Origin of the sequence: Alicyclobacillus tolerans (assembly GCF_900142255.1) — a bacterium.
GTDB classification, from domain to species: domain Bacteria; phylum Bacillota; class Bacilli; order Alicyclobacillales; family Alicyclobacillaceae; genus Alicyclobacillus_I; species Alicyclobacillus_I tolerans.
Genome location: NZ_FRAF01000024.1, coordinates 38,921 through 53,239, shown reverse-complemented (window position 1 = coordinate 53,239; position 14,319 = coordinate 38,921). Strand labels below are relative to the sequence as shown.

The 14,319-nt window shown below is 43.8% G+C and carries 13 protein-coding genes and 4 pseudogenes; 13 read left to right on the top strand and 4 right to left on the bottom strand.

What is annotated here, in order from left to right; translation table 11 throughout:
- Window positions 1-446: DDE-type integrase/transposase/recombinase (locus BUA75_RS15695; RefSeq protein ID WP_165612018.1), on the top strand; the 446-nt coding region annotated here is incomplete at its 5' end.
- A gap of 38 nt (window positions 447-484) precedes the next feature.
- Here the strand turns inward: BUA75_RS15695 and BUA75_RS12730 are convergent.
- The 4 genes and pseudogenes from BUA75_RS12730 to BUA75_RS12715 all read right to left on the bottom strand — a co-directional run bounded on the left by BUA75_RS12730 (window position 485) and on the right by BUA75_RS12715 (window position 3,973).
- Complete coding sequence (locus BUA75_RS12730) at window positions 485-919, bottom strand: cysteine peptidase family C39 domain-containing protein (RefSeq protein ID WP_072874976.1); 435 nt, start codon at window positions 917-919, stop codon at window positions 485-487.
- A 362-nt stretch (window positions 920-1,281) separates the two neighbouring features.
- Entirely contained in the window at window positions 1,282-1,455 is a 174-nt protein-coding gene (locus BUA75_RS15955) for a hypothetical protein (RefSeq protein ID WP_165612017.1), read from the bottom strand.
- A 694-nt stretch (window positions 1,456-2,149) separates the two neighbouring features.
- A complete protein-coding gene (locus BUA75_RS12720) occupies window positions 2,150-2,860 on the bottom strand; it encodes a metallophosphoesterase family protein (RefSeq protein WP_072874974.1) in 711 nt (236 codons plus the stop codon).
- 99 nt (window positions 2,861-2,959) lie between these two features.
- Window positions 2,960-3,973 (bottom strand): annotated as a pseudogene (locus BUA75_RS12715) (IS1595 family transposase).
- A 253-nt stretch (window positions 3,974-4,226) separates the two neighbouring features.
- Here BUA75_RS12715 and BUA75_RS12710 point away from each other — a divergent pair.
- From BUA75_RS12710 to BUA75_RS12650, 12 genes and pseudogenes are all read left to right on the top strand, one after another.
- The gene (locus BUA75_RS12710) at window positions 4,227-5,159 is read left to right on the top strand and encodes a CPBP family glutamic-type intramembrane protease (protein WP_072874973.1); all 933 of its coding nucleotides are present in this window, start codon (window positions 4,227-4,229) and stop codon (window positions 5,157-5,159) included.
- 359 nt (window positions 5,160-5,518) lie between these two features.
- Window positions 5,519-6,343 (top strand): annotated as a pseudogene (locus BUA75_RS12705) (alpha/beta fold hydrolase); the annotation flags it as partial.
- A 274-nt stretch (window positions 6,344-6,617) separates the two neighbouring features.
- Window positions 6,618-6,791: a VOC family protein gene (locus BUA75_RS16590; RefSeq protein ID WP_423219877.1), complete on the top strand. Its 174-nt coding sequence runs from the start codon at window positions 6,618-6,620 to the stop codon at window positions 6,789-6,791.
- A 23-nt stretch (window positions 6,792-6,814) separates the two neighbouring features.
- The gene (locus tag BUA75_RS12695; protein WP_072874972.1) at window positions 6,815-7,114 is read left to right on the top strand and encodes a hypothetical protein; all 300 of its coding nucleotides are present in this window, start codon (window positions 6,815-6,817) and stop codon (window positions 7,112-7,114) included.
- 408 nt (window positions 7,115-7,522) lie between these two features.
- Entirely contained in the window at window positions 7,523-7,969 is a 447-nt protein-coding gene (locus BUA75_RS12690) for a hypothetical protein (protein WP_072874971.1), read from the top strand.
- A gap of 608 nt (window positions 7,970-8,577) precedes the next feature.
- Window positions 8,578-9,438, top strand: coding sequence for a S41 family peptidase (locus tag BUA75_RS12680; RefSeq protein ID WP_129583640.1), 861 nt, complete (start codon window positions 8,578-8,580; stop codon window positions 9,436-9,438).
- On the top strand, window positions 9,393-10,109 hold the full coding sequence (locus tag BUA75_RS12675; RefSeq protein WP_083574335.1) for a S41 family peptidase: 717 nt from the start codon (window positions 9,393-9,395) through the stop codon (window positions 10,107-10,109). Before BUA75_RS12680 ends, BUA75_RS12675 begins: the two co-directional genes overlap by 46 nt.
- Before the next feature lie 618 nt (window positions 10,110-10,727).
- A pseudogene (locus tag BUA75_RS16585) lies at window positions 10,728-10,815 on the top strand (DUF2785 domain-containing protein); the annotation flags it as partial.
- Window positions 10,788-11,330: pseudogene (locus BUA75_RS16580) on the top strand (DUF2785 domain-containing protein). The pseudogenes BUA75_RS16585 and BUA75_RS16580, both read left to right, overlap by 28 nt.
- Before the next feature lie 303 nt (window positions 11,331-11,633).
- The gene (locus BUA75_RS12660; RefSeq protein WP_341350434.1) at window positions 11,634-12,074 is read left to right on the top strand and encodes a GNAT family N-acetyltransferase; all 441 of its coding nucleotides are present in this window, start codon (window positions 11,634-11,636) and stop codon (window positions 12,072-12,074) included.
- A 300-nt stretch (window positions 12,075-12,374) separates the two neighbouring features.
- A complete protein-coding gene (locus BUA75_RS12655; protein WP_072874965.1) occupies window positions 12,375-13,310 on the top strand; it encodes a phosphotransferase family protein in 936 nt (311 codons plus the stop codon).
- A gap of 188 nt (window positions 13,311-13,498) precedes the next feature.
- Window positions 13,499-13,879 (top strand): IS110 family transposase, encoded by a 381-nt coding sequence (locus BUA75_RS12650; protein WP_072874964.1) that lies wholly within the window; start codon window positions 13,499-13,501, stop codon window positions 13,877-13,879.
- Window positions 13,880-14,319 lie beyond the last annotated feature (440 nt).

Here is a 14,319-nt window from a genome sequence, read left to right as displayed (position 1 = left end):
AGAAGAAGGTTTACCGCCTATGTGCCGAGCTCGATATCCTAAAGCCGCAGCGCCGGAAAAGACTTCACCATCCAAGACGATTGGCAAACAACAGAGAGGTCACTGGCTCAAACCAGCTCTGGGAAATGGACATTAAGTATGGCTACATTGCAGGCGAACATCGGTTCTTCTTCCTGATGAGTATTATTGATGTGTATGACCGCGCTATCGTTGACTATCACATCGGACTCTCTTGTGAAGGTCAGCATGCGGTACAAATACTACAACGTGCTTTGTGGAAGAGACAATTGTTTGAGAACTACCAAGCAGCATACGCGGCCGTGACAGAATACATTACGTTTTACAACCAGCGCCGAAATCACGGTAGCTTATATGATCTGTCACCGGAACAGTTCATGCGCGCAATTGCCAACAACGAAGTGCAGCCATTCGTCGTTAAGGTCTAAGCAATCCTACGAGCGAGTGAGATTAAGGGAGCAAGACTCTAATATTGAGGGGTTAAACCGATCTCATTTTCAGGAAGGTTCCGAAGTACAGCAGTAAGTCCATCCCATTGTGTCAAAAAATCCTGTATGGGAATTTGAACAATCCCAACAGCAGGATCACCAATCAGAATCTTACCCTTTACCAGGTCATATTCCCAAACCACAACGGCATGTGCCTGTTTTAAATAGGAAATAAATGGTATATATTGAGGCAGTTCTGACAGGTCAACCAGTCTCCCTAGTTGAACATGCAAGATGTCTCCTAAATTGCGCAAATTTTCAATAGCCGTACCATGTTGAGGGTTCGTAACTAGTATCTTACGTATATCTTTCAGATTAACCTGGACATGATAATAATCAGCCAAAGCCATAACACAAGCAGGAATACAATCGTGTACGGCACTCTGAAAATAAAATGGGTATTTATTGGACATCTCAATCATCCTACCAGAGTATAAAATTCAGTAAAGTAGATAATTCTATTTCCATTTCCTCCACTCATAAATGAACAAACACAATAATAAGATGAAGATACCTACGTATATAATTTCTAGGGGCAAGAGAAAAGGGGTATTAAAAATTGCGAAAGCACCACATAATGCAGAAAAAATATATAGGCTGAATAGTATCTTATAAGCTCTGCGCTTATATTTAGGTATAAGCGAATATTTCTTTACCATTAGTATGATCATTATAATTGACCACGCAACAATTACATAAGATATTATCCCAACCACCCCATAAGAAATAAAAGGGGGAGACCCCCCTTTTATTCAACTTTACAGACCTTTGACAATCAGACCTGTTGCGACTCCACCACCAATTCTGGTGATCCACGGAGAAGCCTCTGGGAATGCTGTGTCAAACGCTGCTGTTGCAACCCCAACAGCAATCCCCCCAAAATGTCCCAACTATTGAACCCAGCTACCATTGTTAACTCTTCATTACTGAGTTCAACCATATTATCCATTGAACATACTTCCATCATAGAAATATGAAGCCTATTCATACTACATGATTAAGTAAAAAATTCAATATTAAGTAATAAAATATTATTAAGTAAAAAACTATACAACGCGATTACTCAGCAAGATTGACCCAAAGTCGATACGAACTTAGACGGGGTAAGAAAAAGAAAATCTTGCTGGCTTTGTTATTAAGTCAATAGACCGCCATGCCGCTGGAGTGACACCGGCAGAAGGATGAAAATGGGTTTTTGTCGAATGACACCTTGATGGCAGGCGAGGGTAGGTAGTTCCATCCTGGTGCCATGAGCCCGCTCAATAGACTGACTACGAAGAACTGGTATATTATAGTATGTTGCTTCCTTTAGGGAAGCGCGCAGGATAGAATAATTTTTATGGTCGTTGCACCAGCCCTTCAATTATGTTATGAAAATTCATTTTAGACAGTTGTGCATATATAGATGCAATATGTGGTTGAACTCAATCTATACCACTTGACGGCACATTCACAATCAACGTTTTGTGGGTTGGTGACTAGTTTGTAAAATACAAAGTTACGATTTCGCTGTGTGAATTTAAAATGTACCATATAATGGGTTGCATACTATGTATTTAAATATTTAGGCTGTTCTCGTAAAGATTGTTGTTATTGACTGCACATAAGGGACTTACGAATCCCGCAACAGTTCAGGAAAGAAATCACGGTCCCTCAGTCGGGGGATTTAACACATGTTCCGCAAAGTCACTCGCCATGGGAACACCAGATTCAAGAATTTGTCTGGCGGCTTTCTGATAATCATATTTTGTTTCACGCAAATCCACTTCAGGACCAATCAACGCCCAACATGCTCCACGAGCCGCTATTTGAAGTCCAACACTTCCTGCATTGACTATTCGTTTCCCAAATACGGTACGATCAAACTGGATGTGCGTGTGACCGCAAACAATCACAGGTTCCCTAACAGATGAAATCATCGGTTCAATCTCATCTTGAGGCGTATCTTTTCGAATGGCTTCCTCATCACTTCTAGGCGAACCGTGAACGAATAAGACTTCACCTAATCCATCGATGCTTATTGTGACTTTTTCTTGTTGATTATTAAGAAAATCAATCTGTTGCTCCGTAAGTTGATCAGAACACCATTGATTTATCTCTGCGATCCAATTGTTAAGTCCTTGTTCAACTCCATAGCGTTCCCCAACCTCTCTGTCTGCGTTCCCCTTTATGAAATGGATATTCCCACTAAGGGACATTACCCGCTCCATAACCAACTTCGGTTGCGGTCCCCAAGCCAAGTCACCACCGAATACAATCGTATCGACACCACATTTTTCTGCATCCGACAATACAGCATCCAACGCTGAGGCATTACCATGAACGTCATAAATCGCCGCAACTCTCTTTGCCATGACCTAACCTCCTGCTCATCTTCAATTATGTCATTCGGAAATTCAGTTTTGGGCGCTATTGTAGAATTCTGCTTGTTTTGTTAGATAGATCCAGTCAACTTACACTGCTCGTAGGTATCCCACCGTAACGCCACATGCTCGCTTTGACATATTCCTCAATATGGACCGTTTCGCCTCGTATGGCGTTATTTCCTTGTACCGTTCTAAAAAACGGAACCAGAACAGATAGTTATCCAGATACTTGGTGGCAACGCCCTGAAACCGCTCTATCCACTTTTTTAGCCGTCTGTGGTAAGCGTTGACGTGCTGGACGTGGTAGATGCCCTTACGGACATACACACCTTTATGGACGGTAATGACTTCGTGGTGCAGTCCCATCATTTTTGCAAACGCCACATAATTCTTGGCTGAATCCTTACAAAGCAATGAACCTGGAGCAAGTCGTGTGCCCAACACGGCATCGATCTCCACGGCTGTAATGCGACCATTCCCTGCATTCTGCGAAACGATGTCTCCATTGCGATCCATTGCGACGAGTACACACACCTGTTCTTTGCTTATACCACGCTTCTTTGCCACGCCACCACGTTTCCTTGGTTTGCGAAAGGTCACACGCCTACGTCCTTTGTGAGACTCCAAAAAGAAGGTTTCGTCTGATTCTACGATGCCGTTCAGTGCGTCATGACCCAGCGAACGAAGGGCGTACAGCACCTTATGACGCCAGTAGAAAGCCGTGGAAACGTGGATATGAAGTCTGTTTGCAATTTTGGGCAACGTCATGCCGTCCAACATTTACTCTATGAACATGAGCCATTTGTCAGGATAATGAGTACCCGCCAGTGGGCTTGATGTCAGGTCATTAAAGGTCTTTCCGCAGTCTTTGCAGAGGTATCTTTGGCGAGAGCGGTATTTGCCGTTGCGTTTAACCGTCTTGCTTCCACAATGAAAACATGCCAATCCTGAACTGAATCGGCTGTCTCGAACTTCTTAGGAAACTTTGTCCACCTTGAGCCTCGGCTCAGGAAAAAGCGTATCCTTAATTGCTTCAAACAACTGTATTTTCTCGGCTTCGCTTAGGTCATCAAAGTCTTCGTAAACATGTAGCCAACTCACTCAAACCGCTCCTCGGGGCATTTTTCCAATATTATACACCGCGTCCCCAGAAGCAACAATTTATGCGAAAACAGCCAATATTTATAACTAAAAAAGGAACGAACAACATGGTTAGGTTAGTATATTTTTTAATGTTGTTACCCATTCCTGTCGCTGCCTTGGGATTATGGGGCATACATAGCGAGACGGCGGAAATCGATGGAGACTGGATGAGGTGAAGGAGTCCTAAATCGTATGAAAGGGTGAAGGGCTTATGCCGATACAAAAAAGTGGTTGGAACAGATTGCTTCTCGTTACCGGTTTCTTGATGTACCTCGGTGTCACATTGTGGCTATATCACGGCCTACTTCATACGCTTCTATTACCTACCGGAATGACGGAGATCAGCGTTCTATGGAATTATGCTGTGTTCGTCATACTGGTGAGCGTCCTGTTCCTCTTTCGTAACTTCATTCCCAATCGAGAAATACCGAAGTTACGAGCAACGTGGCAAAACTTTGGAATTTTGCTTGGGTCAATTGTTTTAACGTTCGGAGTGGCATACGTAGTATGGTTTCATATGGCGTCTTACATGGAATCCCTGATGCAGTCCAAGATTTTCCCTATGTTGTCCCTCGCTGCGAATGCGAGATTCATAAACGCTCTGCTCGGGATAGTCGTGGCGGCGATTTTTGTGAGTATTGCCGTATGGAAACTAAAGGGTTGGAGACTTCAATCCTTCTCTCTATCATGGGCCACTGGATTGTTGTCCTTGGTACTTGTGTTGGTCAGTACGCTCTTAGTTATCGTTCAAGATCGGTTGTTTTCAGTCAAAAACTTAGCGTTTCCGAATGGTAATCTTGTCGATGTGTTGGTTATTTTTGTGTCGCAGTTTTTTATCAATGGTTTGATGGAAGAAACTTATTTTAGAGGTTATATGTTTCCTCAACTGTTGGCGTGGGTTCGAAATCCATACTTGGCTGCATGGATCATGATAGGTTTCTTTGATGCTGCTCACATTCCTCAAAGCATCGTTGCTGGCCATGCCGTGCTTTCTTGGTGGCAATGGTTGTTATGTTGTATGTTTCCGTATATGCCTACTGGGTGGCTATTCTGGGCTATTTACTATCGTACGCGTTCTGTGCTGCCTGGGGCCTTGTTCCACACGTATATCACAAACTGGGCATTGGCTTTCCTGATAAACTGAAAATCGCTCTCGTTTGTCTACTTCTTTTGGCTCTCTGCGAAAAAAGCAAGTGCCTTTTTCAAAATATCATTTACCGCTTCCAGTTTCTATGTTTTCTTTTCTAACTCTTTTATTTCTGCAGTTTTTGGCTCCATACGTTGATATCCGCTACCTACAAATGCTAAGGACCCATGTTCGATGATTTGGCTTCTCCATGAGTGTGAACCTCGTAGCACAAATGGTCGCGCAGAAATAGCACTCGAAGACCAAGCGTTTATTCAGTGAGCGTCCAATAGCGTTACAGACAGAAAAACGAGGAGGGATAGTATGCACGACTTGTTTGTTGAGGACATTGGGAAAAAGCCGCACCTCCACTACTTTACCTTCATGGCGGTCCAGGAACTGGCTCATATGACTTCATTGTGTTTCAAAAGGAGTTATTGGCTGACAAGGTGCGGTTAATTGCAGTTGACCAACGAGGCGTCCTTCGTTCTCCTCAAATTAAGGACAACGATGAGTTTGGTTTGCATGACCTGGTGACTGATATTGAAGAAATCAGACAGTCGTTAGGAATTTCTAGTTGGTCAGTTCTTGGACATTCGTTTGGCGGATACTTGGGCGCATTGTACGCCAATCTTTATCCATCATCAGTAGACAAATTGATTTTTGAAAATGCGACATTCCATTTGGGACTGTCTGCAAGGTCTCTTTTACAAGGGGCAACCATGGAATACAGCAAGTTGGGGAAGCGAGACATGGCAAAAGCATGTTTGGATTTGGCATTTTCCTCCCCAAGCAAATCAGTTTCCGAATTATGGATTGAATTTACCGAGTTGACTAATGGACTAGATGAGCATAGGAACTCTCTATATGTTCATGCCATCGATAAGGATTTTTTTGAACAGCTTGTAGAGCAGTCTCCCTTATCGTCCGAAGAATGGAGCAAGGCAGGCACACATCAGCAAAAATTGTTTGAAGAAGGAAAAGTGTTTGATTCTCTTTTAGGGAGTATACCAACCCAATCCACGTTACTCCTTAAAGGCAGATTTGATTATGTCATGAGTTTGGACCAGATTCATGCTTACATAACAGGAAATCCAAAGACAGATGTCACCGTGTTCGACAATAGCGGGCATTTTCCACATGCAGAGGAACCACAAAAATTCGCTTCAGAAGTTATTCGTTACGTTCATGATGAGATGTAATTTCTTATTCACGAACGGGGCATTTACCGAAATGAGTGACTTTGGTAACAATTGGAGCATGGGATGTACCCAAACTGCGATCCTTTTATAAGAGATTGGGTTGGAAAGAAACCGATTGGAGTTCGGATAACTACTCAGTGTTCAAAAACGCGGGCTGTATGTTTTCAATTTGGTCGATTGACGAGTTGTCCAAGGACGCAGAAACAACGATTCCTAGTGACCCTGGGTTTTTCAGGGATGTTACATTGGTATAAACTTAAAAACACGTGAACAAGTGGATGTTGTGCTGTCAGAAGCGGAGGCAGCAGGAGCTCACGTTAATCGTCCTGCAAGCGATAGATTTTGGGGTGAAAGAAGTGGGTGTTTCGTAGATCCTGAGAACAACGCATGGGAAGTAGCGTATAATCCGAACGCTACATTTGACGAAAAGGGTGCAATGTTGAAATGAAGGGCTAAAGGAGGTGAATGGATTTGGAAAGTTCGTCTCCGAAATTGCCTCTAACGTATGAAGAAAAAGTCCATTTACGGGGATCAAGAACTAAATTAAAGGACATTGAACGAGCTTACCCAACAGAACTCGCCAATGTTTTGGGTTCGACTCTTGAAAGAGCCCAATTGCTTTGCCCTTGCATCATTTCAAACCAATCTAATTATTGGTCCGAGGGCTGGACAGTGGGTGCTGGACTTAGTGTACTATTCCTAGCAAATGATTTCCTTGCTGCGTTAAAGGGGCAAGGACTGAAGAAGTTGGATGCCACGGTTCTTGCATGAAAATTCATTACTGTTGGGGACCCGCAAGGTCACTATTGGTCAGATATACTGAACAGCGAATCTCATCAGCAAAATAGTATGATTTGTGGAATTAGTATGCCGTGTGTGTCGAGGAGGAATTGGGATCGAGAATTATGCATTACTGCATTGCGTACCTATTGGTGGACAAACTCCGCATCCAAAAACTGGACTATTCTTGGATGTGTTGTACCTGATATACATGGAATCATGGGGGTCCCCAAGGGTTTTACGCACTTTAAAGACCCGGACCCCATTGAGTAAGTCACATAAACTGCGTTCGGTTTTGCGATACGTATAGAGACTTCATGAAAGATCAGCCGTTTTACCTCGGTTATCGGAGCGGCGACGGCTATAGGATGTCAATCGAAGAAATGTACAATAAAGGTAATGGAAGAGCAGCTAAAGTCGAAGGGTGATACAGTGAAGTTTCGAATTACACGTGAGAACTACTGGTTTTCTTTTTTGGGGATTATGGTTGGCGAGTTTATATTCAGCGGTCTTTTTCGTAGAGGTCCTTGGTGGCTGGTTGTCATCATTGCCTTGTTATGGGTTGTGGCAGGCTGGTTTGTTGGTTCGTGGCTGTGGAATCGGCTCTTCCCGTGTTATCTCACTCTCACTGATACGGCTCTCTGGGTGGGAACAATTCACTATGCAATTGATTCAATAGAATCCATTTCAATGTCAATAAGGAAAAAGATAAGCATTGAGATTTATTTTAATTTTCCATTGAACCCTGTACGTATTAGACTCTGGAGGACGGAGCACGCTGCACTAAGGACTCAATTCAAACAGTGGGCAACCGTTCACGGGGTGACGTTTCAGGAACTTGCCTAAATGCATAACTATCCAACCTTCTGTGACAGAGGGATCTTCAGGTAATGGGCAGAAGAGTGCAGCACCGGTTGTATAGAGTTTGTCCTATGGATGATGGCGTAAATGAAGAGATAAGCTTGCCAAGAGACATGAAAGCGGGTGGTCGGATTTGAAAAACGTTATGGGTTCTATTGGGAGTTGTACTAGGCGTCGGTGGTTTTTGGTTCGCTACTTATACTCCTGGGTCGAGTGTAATAAAACCAAATAGCCCAACCAACATCGCAATATTGTTCAGTCAGGCAGTGAACGATAACAGCCTTTACAGCGTAAAGGAACTAATGACTCCGGAGACCAAGAATGGCTTTACCCCTGCTGAAATGAAGGCAATCAGAAAATATGTGAGGGTATGTACGAAGGCAGAAAGTGTTGGGGAAGGATTTAGAACTTACGAGGAAGTAACATTCGGAAAGCAAAGCATACCCATTACACTGTTGCTTGCCCCACCACTCACCACTACAAAAAGCCACATGTGGGCGATACAGGGAATAACGACAGGTGCGACAGGTGCATTCTCTTCTTAATGAACACTTTAGAGGCAATGTAGAATAAGGGCAACAACCGCTGATTGCATGGATATGCAGTGGTCGGGATTGCCCAGTTCCTGCGCTATGGGGCAGAAAGGTTTAATATGGATGAAATCGCATTCATTAATATATAACATGCTGCTGTGCCAGGGGGTGGAGGAGTTGCATAATCGATACATTACCACACTGGGAGTGGTTCTGATTGTTTCAAGTGGTTTTTTTGTTCCAGGTAGTTCAACGCAAACACCCCAAACCAAGCATGAAGCGATACCGTCATCTGCATCGATAAATCTACTGAACTTAAAGCCAGTTGGAAAGCCAACTGTAGCCGAAAAACGGGCGGTATTCAACCGAGTTTGGAAATTGTTTAGTGTGCACTATCCTAGCTTCTCCTTTAAGGTCGTAAACTGGAAGAAGGAGAAGACCATTTATGAGCCAAAAGCACTGCGTGCTAACACATGGAGCAAGTTTTTTGGAGAAATAAATGGGATGATACTCACCTTACATGATTATCACAGTGGTCTTGTCAATGCACCTTCTATTCCCTATTATTCTCCAGCAATCCTCACCCAATATGTAGACAACCAACTGGTTGTAGTAGCGGCTCCTCAGGCGTCAAAAATCCGACCTGGGATGGTTGTTTTAGGAACGAACGGGGTATCAATTAATAACTTCATGGACGGCATCGGTGTTCCGTCCACTCAGGTGCCTGATTTCTTTCGACCACTAGGATTTCAAATTAGAGATGTATTTATAGAGAACTCTGATAGACCAGAGGAAGTTACCGTATATAACCCGAAGAGCGGCAACGTATTATCTGAGACGTTGCCTGTATACGATCATTCGCATCTACAAGCAATATGGAATCAATATGGAATCATTTTGCTAAGCAACATCCGGTTGTAATGAGTCAATTTGGAAATTCTCCAGCATTCAATATTCGTAGCCTGGGTGGTGGGATTACATACTTAAAAATCTCTAGCATAGACAGCAATTTACGACAGCAACTTGAAAGTCACATGAATGAAATTGTCCACTCTAAGGGACTTATTATTGATTTGCGAAACAACGGCGGTGGCAATTCCGCTCCCGGAAGTTGGTTTGCGCAGCATTTCTATTCAAAACCGACGACGGCCCTAGAACGTCGACCAAGTGCGAATGTTCCTTGGATCCCAGAGATTCTGCAACCGTTATTACCTCGTATATCAGTTCCCACTGCGGTTCTAATCAACGGCGAAGATTGGTCATCCGCCGAGATGTTTATTGCACAGCTGGAAGCGGCACCGAATGTGAAGACATTTGGATCGAGAACTATGGGCGCTGACGGAAACCCAGTGTTTTATCCTGTGATGAATGGGGTAGAGGTTAAAATTTCTTCATGGCAGGAAAGGGTCACGAGTACAGGGTTACCAATAGAGCAATTTGGGATTACTCCTGAAAAAGAAGTTCAGGAATCATATACCGATTTTCTTAAAGAACTAAGTCTGTCCTACGATAATAAGGGATCAGCACAATATGATGATGTGCTTCAGAAGGCAAATGTTTGGGTCAGATCTAAGATTCAATCTTCTGACTGAATCGGGACTATAGTTGAATAAAGACTTGATTTTGCCCGTCTTTTACCCATGCCCACAATTCTGTTGTGCTTGTAGCGCGTAGGGATAGTTGCCGTCATGATGGACCAGTGTCGCGGTCCTCTAAGTCTTGCTAAACGTTCGTTGGTTGACTCAACGACGATTACGGGCCGGTGTTTGCACCGATTCACGACCAGATCTATTAAAAGTTTAGGTTGGGTTCATCCGATTGCTATTGCAGTAACGGGCAGTATGACAGAAGAACAACTCATATAGAATTTTGAGATTCAAATTAAAATCATTGAGAGGGACAATGTAGTAACGTGGTCCAACCCGTCTCGCGTTATCCGTTGTCTACATCCTTACATGGAGGACCTAATGACGCAGAATCAATCAAACAACGCGGAATTATTATTACAAATAATAGATAGTGACTGCCGACTTCCTACTGGCACGGACCCGTTGGCGTTCTGTCTGGCATTGGTCGAAAATTTTCGTTCAACTGACGCTCGCTTACGAGATAGACTGTCCTACTCTCTGTTGGCACGTTTGCTGACGGAATATCATGTCTTAAGCGTCCTGGACCGTCAGACGCTATTAAAGGTGGTACTGGATGACCAACACCTGTTCTATCGAATTGGTGAATCCGGAACCGATTCAGTCTTTATACGAGCCTTCTCCATTCTTGTTGTCCCGCTAATTCTTAATCCTGACATAGAACACCAGCAATTGAGTGCGGACCTCGTGCACGACACCATTCGCAGTGTGTTGTCCTATGCGCGAGAGGAACGCGACCGTCGCGGCTACATCGACGGTAAAGGTTGGGCTCATACCATTGCACATACCGCGGATGCACTAGACAGTTGCGCTCAGCACCCATTTGCCACCGAGAGCTAGCGGTTGGACGTGCTCCACCGTGTGGCAGATTTGGCAACAGTCGCAAATCCTATCTATTTCCAAGAAGACGACAGACTGGCGTTTACAGCAAGTCGAATCATCGAAAAGGGATGGGTCACCGCCAACGCATTGGAGGATTGGATGGGGCGGTTTATAAAGCCAGAAGGACCTGAACCGGACGACACCATCCGACTCACGAATTTGGAACACTTTCTTCGCAGCCTATATTTTCTTTTGAAGTGGAAACAAGTCGATAGTGGATTGATTGAAAAGGTCGATGAACGGTTGCGCGCGCTCAGTTGGTACGTCCAAGCGAACGTGCTCTAATTCATAGAGTAGGAGAGAAGGTTTTTGGACTAATCGAATTGGGTCGACTATTATGCATAAATAACCATTTTGTGTGAACAGCAGTTAGTGAACTCAAGGGCAGAAGCGTCGAATACCATTTATTATATTATAAGCAAAAGACCCTAAGGAGTTGATAAATGGGAGATCAGACCGATCGAGTTATTGGGACAAAGAGTTAAAATTTTTCCTATGGAAACTAAGCACACCGAAGAACTGTTTGCGGCGGGTGGTAGTCTCGATATATGGACGTATATGCCAATGATGGTGTAAACGTTCAGAGATATGGAACGACTTGTAAACGACGCATTAAAAGAACGAGAACAAGGGACTCAGTTTCCGTTCGTAATTTTTGATAAGGACGCCAGCAAGCTTGTTGGAAGTACTCGCTTTCTGGATATATCCGCCACGAATAGAAGCCTCGAAATAGGCTGGACGTGGCTGTCTCCAAGCGTTTGGAGAACAAAAGTGAATACAGAATGTAAATATCTGTTGTTCAAACACTGCTTTGAAACACTTGGCACAATCCGTGTTCAGCTAAAAACAGATTCTCGTAATCTTCGTTCACAAAAGGCTATTGAAAGGCTGGTTGGCGTCAAGGAAGGAGTAATTCGTAATAATCGGATTTTAAGCGATGGGTACCGTAGGCATTCCGTTTACTATAGCGTGATCGACGAAGAGTGGTTAGGGGTCAAAGAAAAACTGGAAGGTTTCTTGGACGAATGAAGTGACACCTCCGGAGTTAAACGTCTCAAAGATGGGACCTGTGCCATATAGGGCATGCCCTCATTATTCCGCACAAGGGCGTGAAACTACGAGAGTCCCTATCTCTCGGCTGGTGTATTATCACACGAAGCGCAAGCATTGTAGGCCTTACGCATTCGGGGGCGAAACCGCCATAGTCATCGAGAAGCCGGTGTGTATGATTATTCAAGTTCCTGTCGAACGAGGTCCTGCAGTTTCGGGCCGGTTTGCGACAGAATCATTCCCTGTGTAAGTACGGTACGGAACAAAGGGAGACAACTGATGGATGAACTCACAGACTATGACAAATTTGAGCAAGTTGTTACCAGGTTAGATCCTGGGTCCAGATTGCTCCATATGTGGATGTTGAAAGGCGGTATCTCAGCGCAAGTAAGCGCACTAGAGATCCTATGTTCTAATGGTAAAACAAAAAGGGTAGTCGTGCGCCAGTATGGAGACATGGATGTCAACCAAAACCCACAAGTTGCGTCCAACGAATTCAAACTTTTGCAGTTACTAAGGTCTGCGGGATTACCTACTCCGCAATCGTATTTTTTCGACGAATCGAGCGAGATCTTTCCCCAGCCATACGTAGTTATTGAATTTATGGAGGGGCAGAATGGAATCGACTACATACCACCCGATGTACCCACTATGATGTCTAAGTTAGCAGAGTGTCTTTCGAAAATTCACAAAGTCCAGTACCCAAAACAACATGAATCATTCCTACGTAAACAAATAGATGTGTTAGGAAAACTTCTTGCTGGGAGACCCGTAATCCTTGATGAAACCATGGAAGAAGGGCGAATTAGGGATACTTTGGAATTGTGTTGGACGAGTCTCCAGGAAAACCAAGAAGTTGTATTGCATGGAGACTTTTGGATAGGAAATACATTATGGAGAGAGGGCGAACTGGTTGCTGTAATCGATTGGGAAGATGCTGCTTTTGGCGATCCGCTTGCTGACCTCGCTAACGCACGACTCGAAGTTTTATGGGCATTTGGAACTGATGCCATGCATGAATTTACACGGCAGTATCAATTCAGAATGCCAAGTATTGATTTCACAAACCTTCCTTATTGGGATCTCTGCGCTGCTTTAAGACCCATCGCAAAGCTCTCAGACTGGGGCTTGGACGAGATGAGAGAAAAACAAATGCGTGATAGGCTAAGATGGTTCGTCTCACAAGCATTCCATACACTGTCCCTTTTGAACTAAAGGGGGCAAAAATTCAAGTTCCCTGAGTTCACCTGTTGTATGATTATACGGTGGTGTACACTTTCGGAATCTTGCGCATTTGGGCAGCATTCCTGTAATCAATCAAAATCGGGTTTGAGGCAATAAAAAACTCCTGATAGTGTTGATGTTGTCCAAACACACCACTCATCAGGATGTAGATCTACACCATGAGTATAACCCAGAATAGCAAGATTCGCAGGATTTCAGATTCAACCTTGGTTGTCGGTGCAGACATTGCCAAAAAGGTTCACGTGGCTCGCGCTGCTGATGTACGGGGCGTGGAGATCGGGAAGCCGCTGACGTTCGAGAACACCAGGCAGGGATTTGGAAGGCTTCTCACATGGATTCAATCGCTCATGATAGACCATAGCTGTGACAACATCGTGTTCGGCGTCGAGCCGACGGGGCACTATTGGATGAACTTGGCTCAATTCCTACGCCGAGAAGGGATTCAGGTTGTGCTGGTGAATCCGCACCACATCAACAAGAGAAAAAAGTTAGAGGATAACTCGCCTCTTGTGAAAGACGACAAAAAACATCGAGCCTAAAATCCCAACTTGTTTTTATACGGATTTACGGATTCTCATGAATTTTAGGGAGTGAACCTAGGAAAGCCAAACGGAGCATACAAAACAGGCTTGACAAGTGTTTTCCAGAATATACAGAGGTCAGATCTGTTCTAGAATTGGTCGGCCCTATCGAGAAGGGGATGGAAGAGGCCGTGAAAGGCTAACATCAAATCCTGATGACCATAAAAGAATAACACAGATGTACCTATCCAGAACAATACTGGGAAGGATGACCTATGATTTCGTAAATTGAATAAAAAGGCTGTCAAGATAATCAAGGAAGAGGGACCAGGACGATTCTCTTTTGGCTACCATTATTCTAGATTTACGAATTTTCTGACTACACTAAAATGATACTGTTCCAAAAAAATTATTTTGAATATATATTTCTAGAGAAATTTTGAATTTAATATAGAATA